Below are 26,263 nucleotides of genomic sequence, written 5' to 3' on the forward strand. Positions count from 1 at the left end.
CTGGTCCGCGCGCTCTGATCCGACGGAGTCCCGCATGTTCGATCTCACCGGCCGCAAGGCCCTCGTCACCGGCGAGACCGGCGGCCTCGGCCAGGCGATCGCCCGGGCGCTGCACGCGCAGGGGGCCGCCGTGGCGCTCTCGGGCACGCGGCCCGCGGCCCTGGAGGCGCTCGCGGCCGAACTCGGCGAGCGCGCCAGCCCGGTCGCGGCCGACCTGTCCGACAAGGACTCGGTCGAGGGCCTCGTGCCGGCCGCCGAGGCGGCGATCGGCCCGCTGGACATCCTCGTGAACAATGCCGGCATCACCCGCGACAACCTCTTCATGCGGATGAAGGACGAGGAGTGGGAGCAGGTGATCGCCGTCAACCTCACCGCCGCCTTCCGCCTGTCGCGGGCCGCCGTGAAGGGCATGATGCGCCGCCGCTCCGGGCGGATCGTCAATATCGGCTCGGTGGTCGGCAGCACCGGCAATCCCGGCCAGGGCAACTACGCGGCCGCCAAGGCCGGCCTCGTGGGCATGACCAAGGCGCTCGCCGCCGAGGTCGCCTCGCGGGGAATCACGGTCAACTGCATCGCCCCGGGCTTCATCAGCTCGCCCATGACCGACGCCCTCAACGAGAAGCAGCGCGAGGGCATCCTGGCCCGCGTCCCCGCCGGGCGCCTCGGCGAGGGCGCGGAGGTCGCGGCGGCCTGCCTCTACCTCGCCTCCGCGGAGGCGGGCTACGTCACCGGCCACACGCTGCACGTGAATGGCGGGATGGCCATGTACTAGCGCGCGTATACCGGTCTCCGACCGCCGAAGACTGCGCGCGAATCACCCCCGCCGACACGCAAGTGCCACACCCATGAAGGCTTTCTGAACGGGCCCTCGCCAGGGCGGGAACCCTGTGCTACCACGCCCCGCAGCCGTACAGGGGGTTGACGGTTCAGCGGGTTTTCAGTCCAAGGCCCTCCGGCGGGGGCGTCCCGGCTCACGCGCCGGTTCACCTCAGAAGCACGCGCGATCGGACACCGGCCCGTCACAACAAGCCCGCAAGGGCGCGACGCGGCCACGGCACCACCCCGAGAAGACTGACAGACCAGAAGGACGAGGACGGAAGACCGATGAGCGATATCGCTGAGCGCGTGAAGAAGATCGTCGTCGAGCACCTGGGCGTGGAGCCCGAGAAGGTGGTCGAGAGCGCCAACTTCATCGACGACCTCGGTGCCGACAGCCTCGACACGGTCGAGCTGGTCATGGCCTTCGAGGAGGAATTCAACGTCGAGATCCCGGACGACGCTGCCGAGACCATCCAGACGGTCGGCGACGCCGTGAAGTTCCTGGAGAAGAACTCCGCCGCCTAAAGGCGCCGGGGACTGGGTTTGACGCGGCGCGGGTGAGGCGAAACAGCCCCCGCGCCGTTATGCGTTTCAAGGCTCGGCGTCGTGACGGGTCCCGCAGGGACCGATTCCGCCTCCGAGCACGTTAGGACGATGCGCGACCGCGGCGGTGCCGGCGGGGCGGCGCCTCAAGACGGGACAGGGCACATGCGGCGGGTGGTGGTCACGGGTCTGGGGATGGTCACGCCGCTGGGCTGCGGGGTGGAGCACACCTGGAGCCGGCTGATCGCGGGCGACAGCGGCGCCGGCCCGATCCGCGGCTTCGAATCGGCCGACCTGCCCTGCCGGATCGCCGCGCAGGTCCCGTTCGGCGACGGCACCGACGGCACCTTCAACCCCGACCTCGTGATGGAGGTGAAGGAGCAGCGCAAGGTCGACCCGTTCATCGTCTACGCGATGGCGGCGGCCGACGAGGCGCTGAAGGATGCCGGCTGGCTTCCTAAGAGCCACGAGGACCAGTGCGCCACCGGCGTGCTGATCGGCTCCGGCATCGGCGGCATCGGCGGCATCTACGACGCTTCCGTGACCCTGCACGAGAAGGGCCCGCGCCGGATCTCGCCGTTCTTCATCCCGGGCCGGATCATCAACCTCGCCTCCGGCCAGGTCTCGATCGCCCACGGCCTCAAGGGGCCGAACAACGCCGTGGTGACGGCCTGCTCCACGGGCGCCCACGCGATCGGCGACGCGAGCCGCCTGATCGCGCTCGGCGACGCCGACGTGATGGTGGCGGGCGGCGCCGAGTCGCCGGTGAACCGCCTGTCGATCGCGGGCTTCTCGGCCTGCCGGGCGCTCACCACGGGCTTCAACGACACGCCCGAGAGGGCCTCCCGCCCCTACGACCGCGACCGCGACGGCTTCCTCATGGGCGAGGGCGCCGGTATCGTGGTGCTGGAGGAGTACGAGCACGCCAAGGCCCGCGGCGCGAAGATCTACGCCGAGGTGGTGGGCTACGGCCTCTCGGGCGACGCCTACCACATCACCTCCCCCTCCCCGGACGGCGACGGCGCCTTCCGCTGCATGACCGCCGCGGTGAAGCGCGCCGGGATCTCCCCGTCCGAGATCGGCTACATCAACGCCCACGGCACCTCGACGCCCATGGGCGACGAGCTGGAGCTGAAGGCCGTGGAGCGGCTCCTGGGCGACGCCGCCGCGAACGCCACCATGTCGTCGACCAAGAGCTCGGTCGGCCACCTGCTGGGCGCCGCCGGCTCGGTCGAGGCGATCTTCTCGATCCTCGTCCTGCGCGACAACGTCATCCCGCCGACGCTCAACCTCGACAACCCCTCCGTCCAGACCCAGATCGACCTCGTGCCGTTCGAGGCGAAGCGGAAGTCGGTGGACGTCGTGCTGTCGAACTCGTTCGGGTTCGGCGGGACGAATGCCAGCTTGGTGATGCGGCGGGTCGCGTAAGAGCGTCACCGTCTCACTCCGGTACAATCTGCGAGTCTTTCGGAGGCTTCGACCGCGATCCGACGCGCGGGATGCGTCGGCGTTCCTGCACGGAGCGCCGCCGGCAAGAGGACGGCCGGGTTCATCCGCCGACCCTCGGATCGCGCGCCGAGGGCGCTTCCAGGAAGAAGGACCGCCCGGCTCGCGGCTCTTCAGTCGATCGAGGCGGACGTCTCGTCGACTACTTGGTAGAACCTGCTTCCCGTCGTTGACCGGCGTTCCGGATACTGTCCCCGATCCGGCTGCCGCGTCCGCGCACGCTCTTCCTAGGCCGGTCCGGGGAGTCCTGAGGCCGCGACGCCGGTTGCGTGAACCCTGCGAGCGAGACCGGGATCTTCGTCACATCGCACGGCGCGCGAGCGAGTTGGCGCCTCCTACCATCCGCGTCGCTCATCCTCCCCCGGCACCCGCCCCTGCGGCGTGAGCGTGTGCACCACCTCCGGCAGCGCCTGGGCGAGCTGCGAGAGCAGCGTCTCGCGGTCCAGGCCGGTCTGCTGCTGGAGCGTGTCCACCGTGTCGGGGCCGAGGGCCCGGGCGAGCTGGTCCGGGGCCACCGGGCGGTTGGCGCCGTGGCCGATCCAGGACTCGATCACGTCGCCGAGGCCGCCCTGGCGGAACCGGTCGACCAGCCCGTCGAGGCCGCCGAGATCCCCCTGCCCCTCCGGCGTGGCGCGGCTCGGCGGCGGGGCGCCGCCGGGGCCGTCGAGCATGCCGGACAAGTCCGAGAAGTCGCCGGGCGGCAGGGTCCGGTCCGCCGGCCCGCTGGGGCCGCTGTCGCGGCGGCCGCCATACTGGTCCCAGCCGCCGATGTCGCCGCCCTCGTCGGAGCGACCTCCGCCGGCATCGGCGGGGTGCTGGCCGGGATCGCGCCCGTAGGGCCCGGCGCCGCCGGAGCGGTCGGCCTCCGGACCCGGCTCACCCCGCTGCCCGCGCCCGAAAATGTCGCCGAAGCCGCCGCTGGCGCCCTTGGCCAGCAGCAGCATCAGCAGCGCCTTGACCAGGGGCGACATGCCCCCGGAGCCCTGCTTCTGCCCGCCGAATACCTGACCGAGCACGCCGCCGATCGCCGATTCGAGCAGTCCCATGCGCGTCTCCCCCGTAGGTCCGGGCCGGACGGGCCCGGGCGAACAACAATCCGGGGCGGGCGCGGGTTGCCTCGCTCAGCGGGCCGGCGTCGCGAGCGCGGCCTGCGCGGTGCCGCCGGCGGTGGTGGCGTCGGCGGGCTCGACCAGCGGCACCGTCGCGGCCGAGAGGATCAGTCCGGCCAGGAACAGGCCGGTGGCGGCGGCGCCCGCGCGGGGGCGCGGCAGGCGGACGGCGTGGCGTTTCGCGGGACGGGGCGTGTCGACGGTCCTGGGCATCGCGGCCTCTCTCCGGGTTCGGGGCGGGCCCTCGGGGCCCTGTTGTCGAGGGAACGCCGCCGGGGGGCGGACCGGTTCCCGCGGCGTCAGGCCCGAACGATGACGCGGCGTCCCAGTGCCCCGAGGCCGCAGGCCGCGCAGTAGACCGGCAGGATCAGGGCCGCGCCGTCGAGCCACAGGCCGGGCAGCCCGGGCACGAACCCAGCGATGGCCGCCGCGACCACGAGCCCCGCGACCACGCAGAGGCCCAGGGAGGCGGCGAGCCGGTCCGGCCAGCCGACCAGCGCGCCGACCGCGAGGCCGAGCGCGGTCGCCCCGGCGAGCCCGGGCCAGAATCCGGCGAGCAGCAGCGTCACGGCCGTCCGGCCTCCCTGCGGGCGCGATCGTGGCGCGCGGATGGGCGCGGCCCNGCAGGTCGCGGGATCGCGCCGCTCCGCCGCGTCCCGGGCGGTGACGTGGGCCTGCCCGGTCCAGCCGGGGGGCAGGGCCTCGGCGAGCCGGTCGGGGGTGCGGGCGGCGCCCTCCCGGTAGAGGCTCTCGCCGGTGAGCGTCAGGGCGCGGTCCGAGACCGAGACGGTCCCGTCCGCGAGGTTCGCCACCAGCGGGGCGGCGGCGGCCAGGGCGTCGCCGAGATCCGGCGGGGCGCCGTCGGCGAGGCGTGTGCGGTCGACCACCGCTTCTCGGAACAGGCGCGGGCGCAGGGCCGCGAGCACCCGCTCCCGGGTGGCGGCGTCCGGCAGGTGGCCGGTGAGGGTCACGGACTCGGCTGTCCGGCGGATCGCCACCCGGTAGGGCGACAATGGCCGCGCCGTGAGCGCCACCCGCCCGGCCGCCACGCCGGCGGGCCGGCCGTCGCGCATCAGCGCCTCGGCGTCGGGAATCGCCTGCCCGTCGATGGCGTCGCCAGTCACCGAGACCGCCCCGTCCTTGAACACGACCTCCCCGGACTGGATCAGCTCGGCGAGCCTGAACGCGAAGGCGACGAGGCTCTTCGGGTCGATCGCCGGGTCGAGCCCCCGGGCGGCCAGGAGCCGGTCCTCCACGGTGCCGCCCGCGGCGGCCTCGGTGGCGGCGCGCAGGGCGAGCTCGCGGTCGGCCGCCGAGGGGGCGAAGCCGTCGAGGACGATGCCCCGGGCCGATTTCGCCACGGCGAACCGGTACGCGGCCACCTTGGGCGGCAGGATCTCGACCCGCCCGACGCTGAACCCCTCCGGCGGGTCCGACAGGGCCGCGCGCAGGGCCTCGTAGGCCGGCACGTCGAGCGCCTCGCCCGACAGGCTGAGCACGGTGTCGCTGAGCGCCGCCCGGCCCCCTTTGGCGAGGCCGGAGAGGCGGGCTGCCAGGAAGGCGGCCGCGCTGGCGAAGTCCGGCGGCGCCCCGCGGGCGGCCCGGGCGGTGTCGTCCAGGGCGGTGCCGGGATTGAGGGCGCCGGTGATCCGCGCCTCCAGGGCCCGTCGGCCGATCTCCACCGGGCGGCTGCCCTCCAGGGCGATCCGGTTCTGACCCGTGCGGATCGCCGCCCACTGGAAGGGCGCCGCGGTTTCCACGATGCCGACCTCCGACACGATCCGGCGGGGGCCGTCGAGGGCCGCGAGGCGGGACAGCGCGGTGGCGCGCTCGGCGACGTCCGGCGCCTCGCCGGCGGCCACGAGGTCGCGGCCGCTGGCTTCCAGCCGCAGCCAGGGCTCGCCGGTGGCGGTGGCCGTGCCGGCGGCGATCGCCGCGCCCTCCGCCTCGAGCCCGTCGGCGATCCGCGGGGCGGCGTAGAGGGTCGCGCTCGCCCAGATCAGCGCGAGGGCCGGCAGGCCGGCGAGCCAGCCGGCGCTGCGCAGGCCTTGGGCGAGGGTTTCGGGCAACGGCACGGTCGCAGGTTCGGGCGCGGGTCGGGACGCAGGTCGGGACGAGGTTCGGGCGGATCCGCCGCCGAGAGCACACCGCCTTTCCGGCAGCATGAAGGCCGGCGGCCGCCTTTCTCCCGCCGGCCGGCGCCGCGCCGCGTCCCTGCGCCGCCGGAACCGGCCGGACACCCTCCGGTTTCCGAGCCATGCCCTGTCCCGACGCTCGCCGCCGTCCCCTGCCTGAGGAGCGTGCCATGCGGTCCATCCTCGCCGCCGCCCTGCTGCTGCCGATCGCCGTCCCGGCCGGGGCGCAGAGCCTGTCGGCCACCGCGACGGTGCCGAGCTCGGCCGCGCTGGAGCCGATCACAGCCATCGCCAATCCCGGCCAGCTCAGCGTCGGCGGCAGTTCGACGACCGGGCCCTTCCCGACCGTCTCGGCGCAGACCGGCGGCCTCGTGAATGCCGGCCAGCTCAGCTTCGGCGGCGGAGGGGGCGGAGGCGGCGGCCGCATCGGGGCGTCGGGCGGCCTCTCGGCCGGGACGACGCTCGGCACCGCGACCGCCGGTTCGGGCGGGGTCGGCCAGCTCGGCGGCCTGGGATCCACCGCGACCGGCGGTGCCGGTGTCGCCGGCACGACCCTCGGGACCGGCGGGACGATCGGCGCCACCGGCGCCCGCGGCGGCCTCAGCGGAGCGTCCCGCTCGGGTCTGAGTTCGAGCATTGGCAGCCTCCCGACATCGACCCTCGGCACGGGCGGGATGGGGGGCGGGTCGGGGCTCACCCTCGGCCCGGGCGCCGGTGTCACGGGCGCCGGAACCGGCCTCGGCACGGGTGTTGGCGCGGGTGTCGGCGCGGGTCTCGGCACGGGCCTGGACGGCGCCGGGACCCTCGGAACCTCGCTCGCGACGGGCTCGTCCGGCGTCGCCGGATCGACCGGTCTCGGCAGCGGCGTGGCCACAGCGCCGGGCATCGGCGCGACGGGCACCAGCCTGTCCGCCGGCGGGCTGTTCGGGCTGTTCGGGTTCGGGACCGGAACGGCCGCGAGCGGGAACACGGCCGCGACGGCTTCCGGGGCCACGGGGCGTCACAAAGGGTTTGGGATTAGGTATACCAGAAGGCTTGCCTTCCGCCCGCCCGGCTGCCATCCATCGGCGGTGCGATTGGGGCCGTGACGTGGACGCGCCGTTCCCAGCAGCCAGACAACACACAGCAGTCTTCAATGCTGGGGAGGAACGACGTGGCCAAGAACATCCTGATCCTGGGAGCCTCCTACGNAGCAGTCGGGCCTGTTCCTCGACTTCCTGGCCGGTAACCAGACCTACCACTGCACCCCGTGGGGCAACCCGACCCGCACCGTGTTCGGCTGGCAGAAGCCCTGCTACCTGCTCGGCGAGGGCTACGCGGCGACCTTTAAGGAGCTGATGGAGACCACCGACTGAAGCTTTCTGAGCCGCCACCCGGCCTGGAACCGGGCCGAACCGCTGCCGTTCCTTCTGTTCCGGCACCTCGGCCAGGACAGGAGTCAGAGATGAACGTCATGCTGGGCCGCGTCTCGCTCGCGGCCGCTCTCGTTATCGCCGTCTCGGGCGCTGCCCTGGCGCGCGATGCCGGGCCCAAGGCCCACGGTGCCAAGGGCGCGGCGGGCCTGCACGGGATCGGCTTCAACGAGCCGAAATTCCGCTCGGACCTGCGCACCGGCAAGGAGCAGCCCTATACCTGGCCGGTCAGCGACCGCTACCGCCCGGTCTCGCAGCCCTTCTACGGTCGGGCCTACTGAGCCGCCCGGCGCCCGCTCCGCCGATTGGATGAGTGGCGGCGCCCCGCTCCGCCGCGCACAACCGGGGCCGGCCCCGTTCCCGTCGCCGGGGCGGGCGCCGATCCGGCGATGACCCAGGGGCACGGGGTCCGTGGCGTGCCGCCTCCCGAGGCAGGAGAGTGTGATGCATCCGCTGAACCGGCGCGTCGCCGCGGCTCCGGCCCTCGCGCTTCTGGTCGCCGCGCCCCTGCCGGGCCGGGCCGGCGAGTTCGCCCAGGTGCCGCCGGTGCCGGGCATGGCCCTGACCCTGCCCGATCCCGGCATGGCCAACGGAGCGCCCGCTCCGGCGGCGGCACCGACCCCCGCCCCGGTCGCGGAGGCACCCGCCCCGGTCAGAACTGTTTCCGTTCCGGCGGTCGAGCGCCGCTTCCGCGCCCTCGGCAGCGGGTTCTCGTCGATGGCGGGACAGCTCCCGAACCAGCGCACCGGTCAGCGGCATCAGCACGTGGTCCGCGACATCTGCATCGGCTGCTGATCCGCTCCGCGCACGGCGTGACGCCGGCTAGTGCGGCGCCCGCGATCGGGAGTTCGCCTGGATCCAGCGCGGCGAGAGAATGTCGCCGGCCTCAGTGATGATCCAGGGTTGGGCCTCGCCGGACTCGATCGCCGCGATCGCGACGGCGAGGGCCTCGCGCAAGGTCGCGAAGGGCCGACCCTCCGCGGCGTGGCCGGGTGCGCCCTTGGGCCAGATGGTCAGCTCGGCGCGTCTGTCGAGGTCGGAGGGCGTCATCGGCGCTCTCGTGGTGCGTCAGCAGGATGCCGGCGCGGGATCAGGGAGGGGCTACCGTAAGGGAGGGGCTACCGTACCTGTGTGACGCGGATCTGGCGCCCAGGTCGCTGATTCGGGTTGGGGGCCGTCAAACCAGCAACGGTCACGCTCGCCCAGCGGTTTCGTCCGGTTCAGGGCCGTGCGCGAAAAAACAAATGAAGCGTCCTTCAAGTTTGATTTGAGAACGCGTTGGCGGAAGTTTAGTTCATTTGCGCCGAATGCATGGCGCCCCCGGTTGTTGAGCCAATTCACAGCTCGGAATGACCGGGAACACTGCAGTACCGTGCCGTCCCGGCGATATGGTGCAATGCGCAAATTGCATGCCGCGCCGCACAAATCCGTGGTCTCATGCGCCTGTCGATCGCATCCCGCGGTCGACACCGCGATCGAACCGGAGACGCACCATGCGCACGATCCTCATCCTCGCGTCGGCGGCGCTCACCTCGGCGGCCTTCACCGGCCTCGCCACCGCCGACGACCGCCTGCACCTGACGCCGCCGCTCTACCGGGACCAGGTCCGGCCCGCCCAGCAGGTCCGCGCGATCCACGACCTGACCACGACGCCGCAGCCCGTCGCGGCGCAGGCGGCCGGTAATCGGACGGTGTCGTCCCTCGGCCGACCGATGGTTCAGGCCGCCGTCGAGGCGAGCCGCTGAGCCCGCCGCCGGAGACGGGGCGCCTCGGGCGACTCCGTCCCCGGCCACGGCTCAGACGATGTGCAGCTCCCGCGCGGCCACCGAAGGCGCGACGCCGCGACGGATCAGCCGCCGCGTCCGCGCCCGTTGATCGCGTTCGGTGCTGAGGGCGGCCCCCGCCGCGCGGTATCCCTCGAGCCACAGATCCGCCCACGCGTACTGCGCCGCCATCACCAGCAGGACGGTGTTCTCGGCCTGCCTCAGGCCCAGCCGCAGGCTCTCATCGGCCAGACGGCCGACCTCCCCGTACATCATCTCCAACTCCGCGTCCGAATACGGCCGGCATCACCGCGGAGGCCCGCCGGCCAATCGCCCGAGGCCCGTCGGCGCTTCCGCTCAGTGCGAGGCCTCCTCGGCGGCCCCGTGTGCCGCGGCCGTCGCCTCCCGGGTCGCCTCCTGCCCCTGCTCCAGGGCCGTCCGGGTCATGTCGGCGCCTTGCTGCAGAGCAGCGCGGGCGCGCCCGGCCCCGTGCTGGAACGCGCTCTGGGCAAGGCTGCTCACCTCCTGTGCCTGCGCCTGCAGGGCCGCGAAGCGCTCGCGGGCGTACTCGGCCTGAAGCGCGGTCGCCTCGGGGAGCGACTTGGCGGCGGCGAGCTTCTGCGCGTGATCCAGGGCGGCGCGGATGGTCTGCTCCGCGTGGTCCAGGCTGCGGGCATACAGGGCCTGCGCGTCGGTGCGGGCGCGATCTGTCGAACCCTGGACCGTGTCGGAGGCGCGCCGCGCCGCTCCGATGAAGCTGCCGAAGGCCTTGCGGGCCTGGTCGAGGCTGCTCTCGGCGAAGTCGCGGAGCTGGTCCGGGACCTCGTAGCGCGACATCTGTGCCATGAGTGGTCTCCTGTCGGCCGCCATCCGGCCGCGGCCGGCCCGTTTGTGCAGCGCACAGGTGCCGGCGTCCAGGGATTGCCCGCCCCTGGGAGCGGCCGGTCAGATCTCGGTCTCGCGCCGGACGACCGCCTCTTCCCCGCTGCCCTTCTGCGCGAGGCCGACTTCGGGGTCCTCCGTCGGGATCGTGGCCGGGTTCGTGGTCGGGATCGCCGGCGTGCCGGATCGGGTCGGGATCTCGTCCGCCTCGCGCGGTTCGGCTCGGTGGCTCGTCGGGGCTACGGTCTCGCGCGCGCTCGTCATGCGATCTCTCCCTGCCTGCAGCCAACGCGACGGTGCGGGTGCGGGTCCCGGCTCTCCGTCACGATGGTGGGAGGCGCGATGCGGGACGCGGCTCTATATGGGAGGCGCGAGCAGGGAGAGTGGTGTGTTCACCGTCAAGGGGATTGATCCGTCCGGGCGCGTCATGACGTTCGCCTGCGGAACGGACGAGCAGGCGATGGAGAAGACCTGGGAGCTGGCCCGACGGGGCTTCCGCGAGATCACGGTCGCCGACCCGAAGGGCAAGGAGCTGTCCGCGGCCGCCTTCGAGCGCTCGCTCAACATCGATTGGGATTGACGCGCCCAACCGGCGGCCGGGGACGCTGCTGCCGGCCGCGTCCGTCGATGACAGGCGCGGCGAAGCCGCCGCGAACCGCCGGAGGCGGCGGTCAGGTCGGTTCGAGTTCGCGCCGGAAGCTCACTCGGCCCGACCGCGCTGTCTCGGGGACGTCGGTGGTGGCCCCGATCTCCTCCGCCTTGCGCCAGATGGCCCGGCAGACGAGGATCTCGTTGCTCGCATCGATGCTGAGGATGAAGCTGTCCGGAACGATCTCGGCATCCGGAAGGGCGACCCGCACGCCGCCGGCGGACCGGTCGTAGACGATGCAGGGTAAGCTTCGATGCTCGTCGACCGAGATGCTGCCGGTCTCGTTGAGTAGCGTGCGTGGAGCGCTGCGTCGTTCGAACATCACCGCCTCGAGAACCTTTGCCCGACAGGATCGGTGACCCGGGTTCAAGCGGGGTTTGCAAAATACCTCGAATTGTCGGGATGCCCGCGTCCCTGTGAATTCCGAGCTCTTCATGCGGGTCGGGCCCGAGGCCGGCTGGGCGAGGCTCCGCCGCCCGCCGAGCGACGGGGGGCGACGAATCCGCGTGGCCGGAGGCGGCCCCGGTCGGACCGGCGGCTTGAGGCCCGCCCCGGGATCGACCTTAGCCGGTCACGACCTCGACGAGGGTGGTGAGAAAGCCCAGCGCGACGGCCCCGATACCGCCCATGAAGGCGACGTCCCACCCGGCGAATTCCTTGGACTGGGGTGCGCGCAGGAAGGCGAACAGCGTGACGGCGGCCCCGCAGAGGACGAGAGCGAGGGCCAGGAGAATCGATCGAGACATGGCGTTTCCTTCATCGCCGGTCTCGTGGCCCTTCAGGGCTCTTGTAAACGGACGTGTGCGACCGGCTTGATCTGTTCAGGCTCATCCGTCGTCAAAACATGACAGACGAAGAACCGGTGAACAAGGCGCTAATCTGTTCTGCACTGCGGAACAGAGGTCGGATTGCCGCCTTCATCTGAGCTGAGCGCAGGACTCGCGCTGTATTCGCCGGCGAGGCTGCCTTTTTGCGGGGGGTAACCGGCCGGCCGGTCGCGCGGATAGGCCCGTATGGACGGACCCTGGCCGGATCAGTCGATGAAGACCCGGACGCCGTCCGTATTCAGGATGTCGCGCTGGTCGGCGCACCATTGCTCCGCCCCGACAGCGGCGATCTCTTCCGCGACACGGCGGCCCTCCTCGGCGATGGCGGCCCCGGCTCGCGAGTGGCCGAGAGCCGCGTCGAGGGCTCGGCGCACCGTGCGGGACAGGCCTTCGGAGACCGTGTCGTCGATGGTGTAGAGTTTGCGGCAGTACAGGACGATGCCGGCCTGCGCGCCGACGATCCGGACGAGGCCCTTGATCGTCTCGGTGCGCTTGGGGTCTTCCGCCGCCTCGGCAGCCCGGGCCGCGCCTGGCAGGACAATCGTGGCCAGGAAGGCGGCGAACAGCAGGGCGCGCGTCATCGAGGGGGGCATTCCTTCGGTCCGAGGCTGGACCCGCCTCTGGAATGCCGCACCGGGCGGGCCGTGCCCAGCCGTCGTCGCGGCTTCCGACGCGGACGGTCCGCGGGAGAGCCCGTCAGCTCCGGCCGGTCACTTCCGGCCGGTCACTTCCGAGCGGCCATCAGGTCGTGGGTCAGGACGGTCAGCTTGCCGATCAGGTTGCTGATATCGGAGCCCTTGCAGGACCATTGCGTGCCGATCGCCTCGCCGTCCGCCGATACGGAGACGACCGCCACCGAGCGCAGCCGACCCTCGCGGGCCATCGCCAGCTGATCCTGCAACACGGCGATGATCGACGCGGTGTCCTCGTCAACGACCGCCGGCGCGATATGCGCCGGGAACGGCACGACCGAACTCGTCATCGTCTGCTCTCGCTTCATCTCGCCGAACCCTTCGGTAGCATCCTCGGGCTCCGGCGTGCGCATCAGCTTTGTGCAGAGTGTGGCAGCTTGTCCGTGTCCCGCGATGTCGTGGGCCTGTGTGGCGGCGATGCAACGATTTCGCCAGGATCCGCGGCGCGTCGTTACGGGGGCGCCCCGAGCGGGGCACCCCCGGAGTCCTCATCCTCAGGCGGCCTTGCGGCCCTTGCGCTCGCGCTCGGCCATGGCGCCGGGCTGGCCCAGGCCGATCGCCTTGGCGAGGGCGGAGCGCTGCTCGGCGTAGCTCGGAGCGACCATCGGGTAGTCGGCCGGCAGGCCGTAGCGGTCGCGGTAACTGCGCGGATCCAGGCCGTGGCTGGTCAGGTGACGCTTCAGCGTCTTGTAGGTCTTGCCGTCGATGAAGCTGACGATCCCGTCGTGCCGGACCGACTTGCGGATCTGGGCCGCGCTCGGCTTCTCGATCTCGGCCTGCGAGGCCGCGCCGATCTCCGCCGTGAGAGTCCCGGTGACGAGCCCGCTGATCGCGCCGTGCACCCGCGCGATCAGCGCCGGCAGCTCCGCGGCCGGAACCGGATTGTTCGACACGTAGGCGGCGACGATATCGCCCGCCAGCTCGATGAAGTTGGAGTTGGGCCCTGTGGTTTCTTCTGTCACTGCAAGATTCCTGGTGTGCCCCTCGCCCGGGATCTGCTACTTTTGAGCGCTGAATGCAAGTTACAAAAGCGTTTGCGGGCAGCTTCCGGTGCATGATCGGGGTGCACGCCGCGGAGAGCGGACAGCTATTTCTGGCGATCTGCGGCGGAGTATTTCCGAGCGTCTCCCGAGGCGGGCTATCGACTGCGGTAGAGTTTCCGCTCTGCGGAACGACCAGAACGTGCATCTGGCGCTTCCGAAGGCGGCGTCCCCCGGCAGGCGGGATGTTCCGCCGTCTTCCGCGGTGACGCGGCGGCCCGCTCGTGGCATGGCGCGACCATGCTGATTCTCGCTCTTCTCATCGCCCTGCTGGCCGTCGTGGTCGCCATGTTCGTCCTGCGGCGGTGGACCGGGCGCCTGGCCTCGCTCGCGACGCTACTGGCAGGGGCGATCATGGTCCTGTGGCTGGCCGAGGTCGGATTGCTGCCCGGTACCGAGGGGCCGCTGACGCCGTATCGCCCCGTCGTCCCCGGACTCGACCGGTAACGGTTCGGTAAGCGCGGCGAGCGGAGCATGGGGGCATGCCCACGCTCTCCGCTCCGCGCCTGCTCACGTTCCTGGTGTCGGCCGTGCTGATCGGCCTCGCCGTCGCCAGCCTGTACACGCGCATCCCGATGGTCGGAAAAACCGTGGTGGCGCACCGGCAATGGTTCTTCATCGGCGCCTACGTCCTGCTCGCCCTCGGGGTGACCACCCGCAGCCTGTAGCGGACCGCAGCGCGGTCCTCTCGCTACCGCGCGCCGCGCCGAGGAGGCCGGAATGACCCTGAAGACCACCTACCTCGTTCAGCCGTTCGAGTTGCACCGGAACCGTCTGCGGCCCGCCCGCCAGGAGCCGGCGCAGAGCGAGTTCGGTGCGCTCAAGAAGGCGGAGGCGCTGGCCGCCCGCATGCCGGGCGCGGCGGCCCTCAGGGTCGTGGCCGACGACGAGACCGGTGAACTCGAGGGCGTCACGATCCTCGGCCAGTTCGGTTCCGTGCCGGACGATTTCGCCGAAAGCCTGTCGGGGGGCTGAGGCCGCCCGCGGGCACCGGCCGACAACCGGCCGCGTCCGAGGGTGCGACACGGGCGACCTGCGATTGCGGCCCGCGGGAAACTACGTAGAAACAGGGGGAACTGATCCTTGCGAGTTCCCGCGCTCGCTGAGCTCGCATCCGTGCCCCGCTATTTCATCGACCTCCACGACGGCGCCAACTTGGTTCGCGACCGCGACGGCTTCGATCTTCCGGATCTCGCCGCGGCGCGTGCGCAGGCGGTGCGAATCTTGACCCGCTTGGCGCAGGGCTTGACCGACCCGGTGGAGCGGCAGGACTACGTGATCGCCGTGCGCGACGAGCAGGGCGCGGTCCGGCTGCGCCTGCGGCTCTCCTACGATGTCGAGAGCGGCTGACGGCCGGGCCGGCGCGCGGGTCGGGAAAGCCCGGCGCCCGGCCGCGTTGACGAAGGCCGGCGCGGGAGCAGGAGATCGCATGCCACGTTCAACAGGTCTGACGGGCCCGCTCGCGGCGGCGCTGCTGCTGCTCGGTCCCGCCGGGCAGGCAGCGGCGCAGACCGCGCCGCCCCCGCCGGTCGGCTCCGCCCCGGCGACGGCCGACAACGCCGTGCTGCTGACGGTCTTCCTGCGCCACGACCAGTCCCGCCCGCTGGCGGAGCTGAACGCGCAGCTCGCCAAGCAGGGCTTCTACAAGGCCTTCCCGCCGCCGGGCGTCGAGGTCGTCTCCTGGAACGTGGTCATGGGGATCGGGCAGATCATCGTCCTGCGGCTGCCCGCGTCCCGCCTGCGCGAGGTCAACCGCGTCCTCGAGGACACGGCCTGGGGCGCGTACCGCACCGAGTTCTTCCCGACCTACGATTACAGGGCCGTGGGCCTCGCGGAGCACGAGAAGGCGCGCTGAGCGCCGTCCGGGCCGCCGCTCAGACGAAATGCGCCGGCAGCGACAGGCCCTGGGCGTAGAGGGTCAGCGCGACGGCGCCGCCCATCAGGGTGAGGGCCAGGGTGATGCGGTTGGTCCAGCTCATCGTCGATCTCCGTCCGGTTCGCGACTGTCTTCGCTTCCTGACGATGGGATAAACCCAAGCTTTCGCGGCGGGCGTGTTCCGCGACACATCGGGACGCGGCCGCCTCACGGCGGGGCCGTGCCGCCCGGATCCGCCCCCCCCAGACCCAGCGACGCGTCCCACAGATACGGATGGCCGAGCCGCTTGGCCGCGTACATCGCCGCGTCGGCCCGCTCCGCCAGGCACTGCGCCCGGGTGGCGTGCAGCGGCGCGCAGGCCACGCCGATCGCCGCGCCGATGCGGATCGGCGATCCGGTGCCGAGATCGTAGAGTTCGGCGAGGCGCGCCTGGAGGCGCAGGGCGAAGCCGAGCGCCGGCGCTGGCGCCGCGTCGGCGAGGAGGATGGTGAACTCGTCGCCCCCGAGCCGCGCGGCGCAATCCCCCTCGCCCAGCGCCGCCCGCAGGCGCTCGGCCAGCTGCTGCAGGAGCGCGTCGCCGACCGCGTGCCCGTGCCGGTCGTTCACCGGCTTGAAGCCGTCGAGGTCGATGCACAGCAGCGCGCAGGGCGCGCCGTCGAGCCCCGCCAAGGTCCGATCGAGCCGGGCCGCGAACAGGTGGCGGTTCGGCAAACCGGTCAGCGGGTCGTGGTGGGCCATGTAGCGCAGGAGCGACTCCGCCCGGCGGCGCTCGGTCACGTCCTCCCACAGGGCGGTCCAGCCGCCGCCGGCCTGCGGGTGCAGGGTGATCGCGATCTGGCGCCCGTCCGCGAGCGTCTGCACCACGGCGTCGGTCGCGCCCCGGGCGAGGAGCCGCCTGCGGGCCGCCCAGAGACCGCAGGGATCCCGGTCGGCCGGGTGGGCCCCCGCCGCGCTCGCCGCGCCCACCTCCCGGGCATGCATGCCGGGCCTGATCCGGTTCGCGGGCGGCCCGAACAGGCGCCGGAACCCGTCGCTCATGAACAGCAGCCGGTCGGCGGAATCGAACAGGCACAGGCCGTGCGGCAGCGAGTCCAGCGCCTGGACGATGCCGGGTCCGAGCTTGCGGCCGCGTCCGAGTCCGTCCTGGCGCCGGTCGCAGGCCACCTGCCGGTGGCGCCGCGCCAGCCTCGTCGCCGCCCTGCCCGCCTCCGCCGCCATGGCCAGTCCCCCGAAGCGTCCGACAGCGCCGTCGGCCGATGGCCGGATCGAGCCGGCCCGGAAATTAGTCTCCGGTCTTCATAGAATGGGATTCCTTTCGCCAACCTTGACGAAAGTCGAGCACGTTGAGCGATCCATGCCGCGACTGACCATCCGGAAGTTGAGACGGCGGACCCGATGCGGGAAGTCTGTCGGTCGACCGGGCGGACTCTTGAAGCCGCGCGGCGGCTCCAATCCGGCGGGGCTCCGAGCCGATCCGTCACCCCCGTCGATCCGCGCCGCCCCGCCGGGGCTCACCCGGCGCCACCGGGACGCGGACGCGCCGCCGGAACCCGGGCGCCGCGGCGCCCGGGGCCGCGGCGCCCGGGACGACCGGTTGCGGCAGGGGTGCCGCGCCGGCGGCGCCGTCAGGGCGCGTCGTGTCGGCCGTGGTGGCCGTCGAGCACCGTGTCGCTGGTCGGGACCGTCTCGGCCACCGCCTCGGCCCGGCGGATATCGGGCGCGGTCGCCTCCGCCTCGAAGGCCGCCACGGCCTCGGTCAGCGGCAGCGTGCGGGTCTGCTGGCTGCCGAGCCGCCGGATCGAGACCGTCCGCTCCTCGGCCTCGCGCTTGCCGAGCGCCAGCAGCACCGGCACCTTGGCCAGCGAGTGCTCGCGGACCTTGTAGTTGATCTTCTCGTTGCGCAGATCCGCCTCGACCCGGAGGCCGGCGCGCTCCAGGGCGCGCACGACGTCGCGGGCGTAGGCGTCGGCCTCGCCGGTGATCGTCGCCACCACCACCTGGATCGGCGCGAGCCAGAGCGGGAAGTGCCCGGCGAAATGCTCGATCAGGATGCCGGTGAACCGCTCCATCGAGCCGCAGATCGCCCGGTGGACCATCACGGGCGGCTTCCGGGCGCCGTCGGCGTCGATGTAGAAGGCGCCGAACCGCTCGGGCAGGTTGAAGTCCACCTGGGTGGTCCCGCACTGCCAGTCGCGGCCGATCGCGTCGCGCAGAACGTACTCGAATTTGGGCCCGTAGAACGCGCCCTCCCCCGGGTTCACCGCGGTCTTGATCCGGCCGGCCGACTGCTCCTCGATCTGCGCCAGCACACGGGTCATCACCTCCTCGGCGTGGTCCCAGAGCGCGTCGGAGCCGACGCGCTTCTCGGGCCGGGTCGAGAGCTTCACGACGATCTGGTCGAAGCCGAAATCCGCGTAGGTCGAGAGGATCAGGTCGTTGATCTTCAGGCACTCGTCGGCGAGCTGGTCCTCGGTGCAGAAGACGTGGGCGTCGTCCTGCGTGAAGCCGCGCACGCGCATCAGCCCGTGCATGGCGCCGGACGGCTCGTAGCGGTGGACGATCCCGAACTCGGCCATGCGCAGGGGCAGGTCGCGGTAGGATTTCAGGCCGTGCTTGAAGATCTGCACGTGGCCCGGGCAGTTCATCGGCTTGAGGGCGAACCAGCGCTTGTCCTCGGCCTCCTCGCCCGCGGACTGCGCGGCGAACATGTTCTCCCGGTACCAGCCCCAGTGGCCGGAGGTCTCCCACAGGGCCTTGTCGAGGATCTGCGGCGCGTTCACCTCGGCGTAGTCGCCGCGCAGGCGCCGGCGCATGTAGGCGATCAGCTCCTGGAAGATCGTCCAGCCCTTGGCGTGCCAGAAGACGACGCCCGGCCCCTCCTCCTGGAAGTGGAACAGGTCCATCTCGCGGCCGAGCCGGCGGTGGTCGCGGCGCTCGGCCTCCTCCAGCCGGTGCAGGTAGCCGTCGAGGTCGGCCTGGTTCGCCCAGGCCGTCCCGTAGATGCGGGTCAGCATCGGGTTGTTCGAATCGCCGCGCCAGTAGGCGCCCGCCACCTTCATCAGCTTGAAGGCGGTGCCGACCTTGGCCGTCGAGGTCATGTGCGGGCCGCGGCAGAGGTCGAACCAGTCGCCCTGGCGGTAGATCTTCAGATCCTCGCCCGGCGGGATCGCGTCGACCAGCTCGACCTTGAACTTCTCCTGCTTGTCGGCGAACAGCGCCCGCACGTCCTCGCGCGTCCAGACTTCCTTGGTGAAGGGGGCGTCGCGCGAAATGATCTCGCGCATCTTCGCCTCGATCTTCGGGAAATCCTCCGGCGTGAACGGGGTCTCGCGGTAGAAGTCGTAGTAGAAGCCGTTCTCGATGACCGGGCCGATCGTGACCTGGGTCTCCGGCCAGAGCGACTGAACCGCCTCGGCGAGCACGTGCGCGCAATCGTGCCGGATCAACTCCAGGCTGCGCGGGTCGGTGCGGTCGAGGAACTCGATGCGGGCGTCGCGGTCGATCGGATCGTCGAGGTCGGCGACCGTGCCGTCGAGCGCCATGGCGACGGTGCGCTTGGCCAGCGACTTGGCGATGCCCTCGACCACGGCGCGGCCGGTCGTGCCGGCGGCGATCTCCCGCGTGTTTCCGTCGGGGAAGGTGAGAATCGGCATGGTTCGAGCGTCTCCGGGCTCAGTCCTGCATACGCGGCAGGTAAGCGTCTTCGGGGGAGCGGCCGTGTAGACCGATTCGCCGGGCGAGGGAACAACGGTGCGGCGCCTCTCGGCGCATCCCTGCCCCCCGCTCCGGCAGGCGTCATCGGCCCCGCCTGGCGCCGGGGGGCGTGGCCCGGGAGACCACACCAGGGACGCGGGATGACGGGTTTCCCCGAATGCCAGGGCCGGGGCTGGAAGGCGGCCCCGTCCGGCGACATGCTGGCGCGGCGCCTCCCCCACTCGGACGGGCGGCGCCCGGACACTCGGGAACAGGGACAACCGCATGGCCGCCCGCCTCGCCCTCCTCGGCCTCGGCGCGATGGGGCATCCCATCGCCCGCAACCTCGCGGCCAAGCGGGATTCCGGCGCCGAGACGCTCGTCGCGATCGATACCGATCCGGCGCGCCTCGCCGGTCTCGACGCGCCGGGCCTCGTCGCCACCACCGATCCCGGTCAGGCTGCCGGCGCCGACGTGCTGTTCCTGTGCCTGCCGAACGGCGACGCGGTCGAGGCGGCCCTCCTCGGGACCGGGGCCCTCGCCGAATCCCTCGCCCCGGGGGCGGTCGTGGTCGATCTCAGCACCATCGCGCACGCCAAGGCCCTGGCGGTCGGCCGCGCCGTGGCGGCGACCGGGCGCGCCTTCGTCGACGCGCCGGTCTCCGGGGCGCCGGCGGGCGCCGAGGCCGGGACGCTCACCGTGATGTGCGGCGGCGAGGCCCGGGCGGTCGCGCGGGTGCGCCCGCTGCTGGAGCGGGTCGGCACGACCATCCTCCACATGGGCCCGGCCGGGTCCGGCCAGCTCACCAAGACGATCAACAACGTGCTCTACGACATCAACATCGCGGCGCTCGCCGAGGTGCTGCCGATGGCCGTCGCCATGGGGCTCGACCCGGATCAGGTCGCCCAGGTGGTCACCACGGGCACGAGCCGGAGCTACGCGGCGCAGTATTTCGTGCCGCGCATCCTCCGGGGACGCTTCGACGAGGGCTACCCGATGGGGGCGGCCTACAAGGACCTCGTCGCCGCCGCGGCGATCGCGGCGGAGAACGGCTTCCCGATGCCGGTCACCGCGGCCGCCACCGCCACCTACCAGACCGCGCTGCGCCAGGGCCACGGCGACCGCGACAAGGGCGCCATGGTGCTGCCGTTCGAGGCGCTGCTCGGGGTTCGGGTGCGGTCGCGGTCGTAGGGGCCGCCGGGCGGTCGATCCCGACCGTCCCACCCGCTCCCTCGTCCTGAGGTGCCGCGGAGCGGCCTCGAAGGCGGGCTCCGGGGATCGCGCGCCCGGCCGGAGGGCTCCTTCGAGGCCTGCGCCACGCTCCGGCACCTCAGGGTGAGGGCGCCGACGGGAGGCGCCCTGGAGCTCACGGCAGTTGCAGCACGTCCTTCAGCGACACCACCGCCAGGACCTGCCCCGACGCGTCGGCGATCTCGAAGGACTGCCCGGCCAGCACCGCGCCGTCGACCTGCTGGATCTCGAGGAGGGCGCGGGCGGAGCGCTCGGCCTCGGTGCGGGCGGCGTCGAGGTCGGGCAGGTCGGTGCCGTCGAGATCCTCGACAAGCCACTGACCGTCCCGGATGTGCAGGTAGAAGTGCGGCATAACCGGGAAACCGCGCTTACCGCCTCCGGTTGCGTCCCGGCCGGGTTGTGCTCCCCGCGTGTGACCGTTCGGTCACTCCGCGGCCGCGGCCTCCGGCACGGCGGCGTGCCCCGTCCGGGGCGGGAGCACCGGCGCGTCGGCGCGCTGAAGCACCTCCAGGGCCGCGTCGGCCTCCCGCTGGCGGTCCCACAGCGCCGCGTAGACGCCGCCGGCCTCCAGCAGCTCGGCATGGGTGCCGCGCTCGACGATGCGGCCGTGGTCGAGGACCAGGATCGCGTCGGCGTTGACCACCGTGGACAACCGGTGGGCGATCACCAGGGTGGTGCGGCCGCGGCTGACCCGGTCGAGCGCCGACTGGATCTCGGCCTCGGTGAAGGAATCGAGCGCCGAGGTCGCCTCGTCGAGGACCAGGATCGGCGGCGCCTTGAGGATCGTGCGGGCGATGGCGACCCGCTGCTTCTCGCCGCCCGAGAGCTTCAGGCCGCGCTCGCCCACCGGGGTGTCGTAGCCCTCCGGCAGCCCCGAGACGAAGCGGTCGATCTGGGCGAGGCGGGCCGCCTCGCGCAGCTCCGCGTCGGTGGCGTCGGCCCGGCCGTAGCGGATGTTGTAGCCGATCGTGTCGTTGAACAGCACCGTGTCCTGCGGGACCATGCCGATGGCCGCCCGGAGCGACGCCTGCGTGACCGCGGCGATGTCCTGCCCGTCGACGCTGATCCGGCCCGCCTGCGGCTCGTAGAACCGGAACAGCAGGCGCGAGAGCGTCGACTTGCCGGCGCCGGACGGGCCCACCACCGCCACCGTCTGGCCCGCCGGGATCTCGAAGGTGACGCCGCGCAGGATGGGGCGCTCGGGATTGTAGGCGAAGCGCACCTCCTCGAACCGCACCGTGCCGCCCGCCACGGCGAGGGGGGCGGCGCCCGGCCGGTCGGCGATCTCGGGGTTCTGCCCGAGGATGCGGAACATGTCGTCGATGTCGATCAGCGCCTGTTTGATCTCGCGGTAGATCATGCCCATGAAGTTGAGCGGCATCGAGAGCTGCACCAGCATGGTGTTGGCCAGAACGAAGCCGCCGATCGTGGTCCGCCCGGCCAGGATGTCGCGCGCCGCGAGCCACATCACCACGGTCATGCCCAGCGTGAAGATCACCGCCTGCCCGGCATTGAGCACCGCCAGCGACACGTAGGTCTGTGTCGAGGCCTTCTCGTACTTCGCCATCGACTCGTCGTAGCGGGACGCCTCCCGGCGCTCGGCGCCGAAATACTTGACGGTCTCGTAGTTGAGCAGCGAGTCGACCGCCTTGGTGTTGGCGTCCGTGTCCGAGGCGTTCATCCGGCGGCGGATCGCGATCCGCCACTCGGTCGCCTTGTAGGTGAAGGCCAGGTAGGCGGCGACCGTCAGGAAAGCGGTCGCCGCGTAGGTCCAGCTGAACTCGTAGGCCAGCACGCCGAGCACCAGCACGAACTCGACGATGGTCGGCACCAGGGTCAGCACCATCAGGCGCGACAATTCCTCGATACCGGCGCGGCCGCGCTCCAGCACCCGGGTCAGGCCGCCGGTCTTGCGCTCCAGGTGGAAGCGCAGCGACAGGCGGTGCATGTGCTCGAAGGTCTGGAGCGCCAGCCGCCGCACCGCGTGCATCGCCACCTTGGCGAACAGGCCGTCGCGCACCTGGGTCAGCGCCGACATGGCGATCCGCGAGACGCCGTAGAGGGCGATCAGCAGCATCGGCGCGGCGAGCAGCCCCGTGGGCACGGCCTCGTCCTTGCCGCCGACCGCCGCGACCAGGGCGTCGGTGATCCACTTGAAGGTGAACGGCGTCACCATGGTCACGAGCTTGGCGGCGAGCAGCAGCCCGAAGGCCAGGAACACCCGGCGCTGGAGGTCCGGTCGCCCGTGCGGCCAGAGATGCGGCCAGAGCCGCCGGTAGGTGGCGATCAGGCCGGGGCGCTCGGCCGGGATCTTCGTCCCGGCCGCGGGCGCGGTGTCGTCGGTCATGCGGGTTCTGCGGGGAGATGTGTGCGCGAGACCCGCATATAGGCGCCGCGGCGCGCGGGATCACCCGCGCTGCGTGCATGTCCCCGTCTCACGCCCGCCAGAACGGCTTCCCGATCTCGGCGCGCAGCTCCCAGGGTTCGAGGCCGGCGTCCCGGGCCTGGTCGGGATGGAGCGCCGCGAGGGCGCGCCGGGTGCGGATCCGGCGCAGCCACGTGCCGAGCAGGGACGGGCGGAAATCCGGGCGCGGGGTCGAGTCAACGACGGCGGGGGATGAGGAGAGCGTGACGGCGGGCATCGCAGACGATCCGGTGGCGGGAAGGCAGTCCGGCCGGGATTGCTGGCGGAGCATTGATCCGATACATATCTCGGATCAATCGAAACATTGATCTCGGAGCAATTATGCGTCCCGCGGATTACCGCTCCGTCGCCGACGCGATCGCGGCCGACATCGCGGCCGGCCGGCTCCGCCCCGGCGCGCGGCTGCCGCCGCAGCGCGACTTCGCCTATGCCCGCGGCATCGCGGTCTCGACGGCGAGCCGCGTCTACGCCGAGCTGGCCCGCCGGGGTCTGGTGACCGGCGAGGTCGGGCGCGGCACCTATGTGCGCTCCGATCCGGGGCAGGCCGGATTGCTCCGACCGGAGCCGCCCGCGGCCGCCCTCGACCTGCAGCGGACCCACTCGCGGCTGCCCGAGCAGGAGGCGGTCCTGGCCGAGACCCTGGCGGCGCTGGTCCGCGACGACGGCCAGATCGGCTTCAGCCAGTACGGGCCCGCCGGCACGCCGCGGGCGCAGGCGGTCGCCGCCGGGTTCCTGGCGCGGGGCGGCTACGCGCCCAATCCCGCCGACATCCTGTTCACCGGCAACGGCCGGCAGGCGCTGGCCGCCGCCCTGGCGGCCCTGGCGGCGCCCGGTGAGCGGATCGGCTGCGAGCCCCTGACCTATCCGGGGGTGAAGGGCATCGCGGCGCGGCTCGGGATCACGCTGATCCCGCTGACCATGGATTCGGAGGGTGTCTGTCCGGACGCGCTCCTCCAGGCCCACCGGACGACCCCGCTGAGCGGCGTCTATCTCCAGCCGACCCTGCACAACCCGCTCGGCGCCACGATGGGGCCGGCGCGGCGGGCCGCCCTGGCGGAGGTCCTGGACCGGACAGGGCTCACCGCCGTCGAGGACGCGGTCTACAGCTTCCTCGCCGAGGCGCCGCCGCTCGCCGGCCTCGTGCCGGACCGGGTGATCTTTGTGGACAGCCTGTCGAAGCGGGTGATGTCGGCGCTGACCGTCGGCCTGATCGCCGCGCCGCCGTCCCTCGCAGACCGGCTCGCCGCCTCCGTTCGCCAGGGGGCCTGGACGGCCCTCGGCCTGTCGCTCGCGGCCGGCATGCACTGGATGGCGGGGGGCTCGGCCGCGGCGCTGGCCGCGGCCAAGCGCCGGGACGCGGCGGCCCGGCAGGCCCTCGCCCGGGCGGCGCTCGCCGACCTCCGGGTGGTGGGCGATCCGCAGGCCTACCACCTCTGGCTGGAGCTCCCCGAGACCTGGCGGGCCGAGGCCTACGCGGCCGCGGCCCTGCGCCAGGGCATCGCCCTCCTCCCGGCCTCGTCCTTCGCGGTCCATCCCGGCCACGCGCCGAACGCGGTGCGCCTCGCCCTGGCCTCGCCGTCCCGTGAGGAGCTCGACCGGGCGCTGCGCAGCCTGCGCCGCCTCGCCTTCGCGGGTGACGATCAGGTTGTGGAGTAGGCGGCGCGGCCGCGTTGCAGCAGCGCCGAGGCCCCTTCAGAGACCGGCCGTCCAGTTCATTCCCTCATCCTGAGGCGACCGCGTCATCGGGCTTCGAAGGATGGCTCCAGGGATCGCGCGGCTGGCTGGAGGGCTCCTTCGAGGCGGCCGCTGCGCGTCCGCACCGCAGGATGAGGGGGCGGGATGGGATCGCCGGGGTCCGCGGCCCGGCAGACTTCGAAGCCGCTCAGCCGCGCTTGTCGTTGGGCAGCACGAAGATCTGGCCGGGGTAGATCAGGTCCGGATCGCGGATCTGGTTCTGGTTGGCGTCGTAGATCACCGTGTAGCGCTCGCCCCGGCCGTAGGTGCGCTGGCTGATCCGCCAGAGATTGTCGCCGCGAGTGATCCGGGCGGTGCTGATCTCCGGCACGTACACCGCGCCGACCCGGTTCGGCTCCGCCATGTCGGCCATCTGGGGATTCGAGACGGCGGCCGGGGGCGAGGCTGCCGGCCGGTCCCGCTCGGCACCGTCGCGCGCGGCCCGATCGGGCCCGCCGTGATCCCGCGCGCTGCTCTGGGCGGGCAGCGGCGCGGGTTCGGCGGTCTCCCGGGCGGCGACCTGCGCCGGCTCCGGCACCGACAGGGGGACCGCCGCGCGGCTGGCGACCTTGCCGGTGGCCGGATCGACCTGGTCGATCCGCACCTGATACTGCCCGGGCTTGATCCCGCGCCCGATCGTGAAGGTCGCCCGGCCGTCCGGCCCGATGCTGCCCGGGGCGATCAGCGTGTCGTTGAGGTAGAGCTGGATCCGTGCCCCCGGCACGCCGGTGGCCGTCACGAACAGGCGGCCGTTCCCCTGCACGTCCACGCTGGCAACCCGGGTCGGCCCCGACCCGGACGCCGCGGCCTCGCGGGTCTCCCCGCTCCCGCCCGCCCGGCCGACCACTCGCCCGGCCACTCGCCCGGGCCAGGGCGCCCGGATCGGCGAGGCCGCGCAGGCTGCCGCTCGGCGCCGAGGACGCGGCCGGCTCGGGACCGCCGCGGCCGGTGAGCCGCCGCAGGGAATCGCCGCCGAACAGCGCCAGCACGAGTCCGAGTCCGCCGAGAAGGCCGGCGAGCGCCAGGGCGAGACTGCGCCGCACCTGTCCCGACATCGCCACGAAGGCCTCCCCTCATCCTGCCGCCGCCCGGCGGGCGGCCCTCCGCCCGCGCGAAAACCCGTCGACGGCGCCGCCCATAATACCGTACATGGTCCCCACACCAAGCCGTCCTGCCGCCCAGGCGGGTGAATCCCACGCGAATTCAGCAGTTTGGCACGTGGAGTGCCGGGCGGGGGCGCGTTCGGGACGGCTCGCAACGGACGCGCGAGGAGGGCGCCGGATGGCTCCGGTGAGGACAGTCTGTGTCTATTGCGGCTCCGGCTTCGGCCGCGACCCGGCCTTCCGCGAGGCCGCCGAGATCCTCGGGACCGCCGTCGCGCAGGCCGGGATGGGCCTCGTCTACGGCGGCGGCGACGTCGGGCTGATGGGCACGGTGGCGCGGGCGGCGCTCGCCGCCGGCGGCCACGTCACCGGCATCATCCCGGACTTCCTCCAGGCGCGCGAGCACATGCTGGCGGACATCCAGGAGACCGTGGTGGTCTCCGACATGCACACCCGCAAGCGCCTCATGTTCGAGCGCTCGGACGCCTTCGTGACCCTGCCGGGCGGCATCGGCACCCTGGAGGAGCTGGTCGAGCAGCTGACCTGGGCGCAGCTCGGGCGCCACCGGAAGCCGGTGGTGCTGGTCTCGGTGGCGGAGTTCTGGTCGCCGCTCCTGGCCCTGTTCGAGCACATGCGCGGCCACGGCTTCATCCGCGAGGGACTCGATCTCAGCTACCTCGTCGCCCGGGAAGCGGCCGAGGTGGTGCCGATGCTGCGCGCGGCCGGCCACGAGCCGGACCCCCAGGCCGAGAGCATCGTCCAGCAGCGCATGTAGACGCGCGCGCCGCGCGGCGATGAGGATCA

The 26,263-nt window shown here is 72.6% G+C and carries 33 protein-coding genes and 1 pseudogene; 17 read left to right on the forward strand and 17 right to left on the reverse strand.

All coding sequences use genetic code 11. The features are described from left to right. Window positions 1-34 precede the first annotated feature (34 nt). From fabG to fabF, 3 genes are all read left to right on the forward strand, one after another. Complete coding sequence (gene fabG, locus MOTC310_RS02190; protein WP_331300642.1) at window positions 35-772, forward strand: 3-oxoacyl-[acyl-carrier-protein] reductase; 738 nt, start codon at window positions 35-37, stop codon at window positions 770-772. A 332-nt stretch (window positions 773-1,104) separates the two neighbouring features. Next, entirely contained in the window at window positions 1,105-1,344 is a 240-nt protein-coding gene (locus tag MOTC310_RS02195) for an acyl carrier protein (RefSeq protein ID WP_007559070.1), read from the forward strand. 183 nt (window positions 1,345-1,527) lie between these two features. Beyond that, a complete protein-coding gene (gene fabF / locus MOTC310_RS02200) occupies window positions 1,528-2,790 on the forward strand; it encodes a beta-ketoacyl-ACP synthase II (protein WP_331300643.1) in 1,263 nt (420 codons plus the stop codon). 413 nt (window positions 2,791-3,203) lie between these two features. Here fabF and MOTC310_RS02205 read toward each other — a convergent pair whose 3' ends face one another. Beyond that, a complete protein-coding gene (locus MOTC310_RS02205) occupies window positions 3,204-3,914 on the reverse strand; it encodes a YidB family protein (RefSeq protein WP_331300644.1) in 711 nt (236 codons plus the stop codon). Window positions 3,915-3,989: 75 nt separating this feature from the next. Further along, window positions 3,990-4,190, reverse strand: a complete 201-nt coding sequence (locus tag MOTC310_RS02210) for a hypothetical protein (RefSeq protein WP_331300645.1) — start codon at window positions 4,188-4,190, stop codon at window positions 3,990-3,992. Between the two features lie 2,092 nt (window positions 4,191-6,282). Here MOTC310_RS02210 and MOTC310_RS02220 point away from each other — a divergent pair. From MOTC310_RS02220 to MOTC310_RS02235, 4 genes and pseudogenes are all read left to right on the forward strand, one after another. Then, window positions 6,283-7,200 (forward strand): hypothetical protein, encoded by a 918-nt coding sequence (locus MOTC310_RS02220; protein WP_331300647.1) that lies wholly within the window; start codon window positions 6,283-6,285, stop codon window positions 7,198-7,200. Window positions 7,201-7,305: 105 nt separating this feature from the next. Continuing rightward, window positions 7,306-7,464 (forward strand): annotated as a pseudogene (locus MOTC310_RS02225) (DUF3463 domain-containing protein); the annotation flags it as partial. A gap of 92 nt (window positions 7,465-7,556) precedes the next feature. After that, window positions 7,557-7,805 carry a hypothetical protein gene (locus MOTC310_RS02230; protein ID WP_331292543.1) on the forward strand — a complete coding sequence of 83 codons (249 nt, stop codon included), beginning with the start codon at window positions 7,557-7,559 and terminating at the stop codon, window positions 7,803-7,805. A gap of 163 nt (window positions 7,806-7,968) precedes the next feature. Further along, window positions 7,969-8,319, forward strand: coding sequence for a hypothetical protein (locus MOTC310_RS02235; protein ID WP_331300648.1), 351 nt, complete (start codon window positions 7,969-7,971; stop codon window positions 8,317-8,319). A gap of 27 nt (window positions 8,320-8,346) precedes the next feature. Here MOTC310_RS02235 and MOTC310_RS02240 read toward each other — a convergent pair whose 3' ends face one another. Further along, window positions 8,347-8,574 carry a hypothetical protein gene (locus MOTC310_RS02240; RefSeq protein ID WP_012318886.1) on the reverse strand — a complete coding sequence of 76 codons (228 nt, stop codon included), beginning with the start codon at window positions 8,572-8,574 and terminating at the stop codon, window positions 8,347-8,349. A gap of 443 nt (window positions 8,575-9,017) precedes the next feature. On the opposite strand from MOTC310_RS02240, the gene MOTC310_RS02245 reads away from it, so the two are divergent. Next, window positions 9,018-9,269: a hypothetical protein gene (locus MOTC310_RS02245; protein WP_331300649.1), complete on the forward strand. Its 252-nt coding sequence runs from the start codon at window positions 9,018-9,020 to the stop codon at window positions 9,267-9,269. Between the two features lie 51 nt (window positions 9,270-9,320). On the opposite strand, the gene MOTC310_RS02250 is transcribed toward MOTC310_RS02245, so the two are convergent. The 3 genes from MOTC310_RS02250 to MOTC310_RS02260 form a co-directional block, all read right to left on the reverse strand. Then, window positions 9,321-9,563 (reverse strand): hypothetical protein, encoded by a 243-nt coding sequence (locus MOTC310_RS02250; RefSeq protein WP_331300650.1) that lies wholly within the window; start codon window positions 9,561-9,563, stop codon window positions 9,321-9,323. 81 nt (window positions 9,564-9,644) lie between these two features. Next, complete coding sequence (locus MOTC310_RS02255; RefSeq protein ID WP_331300651.1) at window positions 9,645-10,133, reverse strand: phasin; 489 nt, start codon at window positions 10,131-10,133, stop codon at window positions 9,645-9,647. 99 nt (window positions 10,134-10,232) lie between these two features. After that, complete coding sequence (locus MOTC310_RS02260; protein ID WP_331292533.1) at window positions 10,233-10,433, reverse strand: hypothetical protein; 201 nt, start codon at window positions 10,431-10,433, stop codon at window positions 10,233-10,235. Window positions 10,434-10,530: 97 nt separating this feature from the next. On the opposite strand from MOTC310_RS02260, the gene MOTC310_RS02265 reads away from it, so the two are divergent. After that, entirely contained in the window at window positions 10,531-10,749 is a 219-nt protein-coding gene (locus MOTC310_RS02265; RefSeq protein WP_419539158.1) for a hypothetical protein, read from the forward strand. 91 nt (window positions 10,750-10,840) lie between these two features. On the opposite strand, the gene MOTC310_RS02270 is transcribed toward MOTC310_RS02265, so the two are convergent. The 5 genes from MOTC310_RS02270 to MOTC310_RS02290 form a co-directional block, all read right to left on the reverse strand. Beyond that, entirely contained in the window at window positions 10,841-11,140 is a 300-nt protein-coding gene (locus MOTC310_RS02270) for a PilZ domain-containing protein (RefSeq protein WP_331300652.1), read from the reverse strand. Window positions 11,141-11,381: 241 nt separating this feature from the next. Then, window positions 11,382-11,564, reverse strand: a complete 183-nt coding sequence (locus MOTC310_RS02275; RefSeq protein WP_331292531.1) for a hypothetical protein — start codon at window positions 11,562-11,564, stop codon at window positions 11,382-11,384. 287 nt (window positions 11,565-11,851) lie between these two features. Next, window positions 11,852-12,226, reverse strand: coding sequence for a hypothetical protein (locus MOTC310_RS02280; RefSeq protein ID WP_331292530.1), 375 nt, complete (start codon window positions 12,224-12,226; stop codon window positions 11,852-11,854). 143 nt (window positions 12,227-12,369) lie between these two features. Beyond that, window positions 12,370-12,645, reverse strand: a complete 276-nt coding sequence (locus tag MOTC310_RS02285; protein ID WP_331292597.1) for a hypothetical protein — start codon at window positions 12,643-12,645, stop codon at window positions 12,370-12,372. Between the two features lie 186 nt (window positions 12,646-12,831). Then, on the reverse strand, window positions 12,832-13,299 hold the full coding sequence (locus MOTC310_RS02290; protein WP_331292529.1) for a Ros/MucR family transcriptional regulator: 468 nt from the start codon (window positions 13,297-13,299) through the stop codon (window positions 12,832-12,834). A 318-nt stretch (window positions 13,300-13,617) separates the two neighbouring features. On the opposite strand from MOTC310_RS02290, the gene MOTC310_RS02295 reads away from it, so the two are divergent. The 5 genes from MOTC310_RS02295 (at window position 13,618) to MOTC310_RS02315 (ending at window position 15,232) form a co-directional block, all read left to right on the forward strand. Further along, entirely contained in the window at window positions 13,618-13,824 is a 207-nt protein-coding gene (locus MOTC310_RS02295) for a hypothetical protein (RefSeq protein WP_331292528.1), read from the forward strand. Window positions 13,825-13,859: 35 nt separating this feature from the next. Further along, window positions 13,860-14,045: a hypothetical protein gene (locus tag MOTC310_RS02300; RefSeq protein ID WP_043353550.1), complete on the forward strand. Its 186-nt coding sequence runs from the start codon at window positions 13,860-13,862 to the stop codon at window positions 14,043-14,045. A gap of 52 nt (window positions 14,046-14,097) precedes the next feature. Further along, window positions 14,098-14,352, forward strand: coding sequence for a hypothetical protein (locus MOTC310_RS02305; RefSeq protein ID WP_331292525.1), 255 nt, complete (start codon window positions 14,098-14,100; stop codon window positions 14,350-14,352). 141 nt (window positions 14,353-14,493) lie between these two features. After that, window positions 14,494-14,727, forward strand: a complete 234-nt coding sequence (locus MOTC310_RS02310) for a DUF6894 family protein (protein ID WP_331292523.1) — start codon at window positions 14,494-14,496, stop codon at window positions 14,725-14,727. Window positions 14,728-14,806: 79 nt separating this feature from the next. Beyond that, a complete protein-coding gene (locus MOTC310_RS02315) occupies window positions 14,807-15,232 on the forward strand; it encodes a hypothetical protein (RefSeq protein ID WP_331292521.1) in 426 nt (141 codons plus the stop codon). A 228-nt stretch (window positions 15,233-15,460) separates the two neighbouring features. On the opposite strand, the gene MOTC310_RS02320 is transcribed toward MOTC310_RS02315, so the two are convergent. Next, a complete protein-coding gene (locus MOTC310_RS02320) occupies window positions 15,461-16,471 on the reverse strand; it encodes a diguanylate cyclase domain-containing protein (protein ID WP_331300653.1) in 1,011 nt (336 codons plus the stop codon). A gap of 407 nt (window positions 16,472-16,878) precedes the next feature. Continuing rightward, window positions 16,879-18,906 (reverse strand): threonine--tRNA ligase, encoded by a 2,028-nt coding sequence (thrS, locus tag MOTC310_RS02325; protein ID WP_331289724.1) that lies wholly within the window; start codon window positions 18,904-18,906, stop codon window positions 16,879-16,881. 325 nt (window positions 18,907-19,231) lie between these two features. Between thrS and MOTC310_RS02330 the strand changes: the two genes are divergently transcribed. Further along, window positions 19,232-20,137, forward strand: a complete 906-nt coding sequence (locus MOTC310_RS02330; RefSeq protein ID WP_331300654.1) for an NAD(P)-dependent oxidoreductase — start codon at window positions 19,232-19,234, stop codon at window positions 20,135-20,137. Between the two features lie 175 nt (window positions 20,138-20,312). On the opposite strand, the gene MOTC310_RS02335 is transcribed toward MOTC310_RS02330, so the two are convergent. The 3 genes from MOTC310_RS02335 to MOTC310_RS02345 form a co-directional block, all read right to left on the reverse strand. Beyond that, window positions 20,313-20,549 carry a DUF6894 family protein gene (locus MOTC310_RS02335; RefSeq protein ID WP_331300655.1) on the reverse strand — a complete coding sequence of 79 codons (237 nt, stop codon included), beginning with the start codon at window positions 20,547-20,549 and terminating at the stop codon, window positions 20,313-20,315. Between the two features lie 72 nt (window positions 20,550-20,621). Beyond that, window positions 20,622-22,544: an ABCB family ABC transporter ATP-binding protein/permease gene (locus MOTC310_RS02340; protein ID WP_331300656.1), complete on the reverse strand. Its 1,923-nt coding sequence runs from the start codon at window positions 22,542-22,544 to the stop codon at window positions 20,622-20,624. 88 nt (window positions 22,545-22,632) lie between these two features. Further along, window positions 22,633-22,839 carry a DUF1127 domain-containing protein gene (locus MOTC310_RS02345; protein ID WP_331300657.1) on the reverse strand — a complete coding sequence of 69 codons (207 nt, stop codon included), beginning with the start codon at window positions 22,837-22,839 and terminating at the stop codon, window positions 22,633-22,635. A gap of 104 nt (window positions 22,840-22,943) precedes the next feature. Between MOTC310_RS02345 and MOTC310_RS02350 the strand changes: the two genes are divergently transcribed. Then, window positions 22,944-24,278 carry an aminotransferase-like domain-containing protein gene (locus tag MOTC310_RS02350; protein WP_331300658.1) on the forward strand — a complete coding sequence of 445 codons (1,335 nt, stop codon included), beginning with the start codon at window positions 22,944-22,946 and terminating at the stop codon, window positions 24,276-24,278. Window positions 24,279-24,504: 226 nt separating this feature from the next. Here the strand turns inward: MOTC310_RS02350 and MOTC310_RS02355 are convergent, their stop codons facing one another. Beyond that, complete coding sequence (locus tag MOTC310_RS02355; RefSeq protein ID WP_331300659.1) at window positions 24,505-25,125, reverse strand: LysM peptidoglycan-binding domain-containing protein; 621 nt, start codon at window positions 25,123-25,125, stop codon at window positions 24,505-24,507. A 512-nt stretch (window positions 25,126-25,637) separates the two neighbouring features. On the opposite strand from MOTC310_RS02355, the gene MOTC310_RS02360 reads away from it, so the two are divergent. Next, window positions 25,638-26,234, forward strand: a complete 597-nt coding sequence (locus MOTC310_RS02360) for an LOG family protein (protein ID WP_331289716.1) — start codon at window positions 25,638-25,640, stop codon at window positions 26,232-26,234. Window positions 26,235-26,263: the final 29 nt, after the last annotated feature.

It is taken from the genome of Methylobacterium oryzae (assembly GCF_036441375.1).
GTDB lineage: Bacteria > Pseudomonadota > Alphaproteobacteria > Rhizobiales > Beijerinckiaceae > Methylobacterium > Methylobacterium oryzae_A.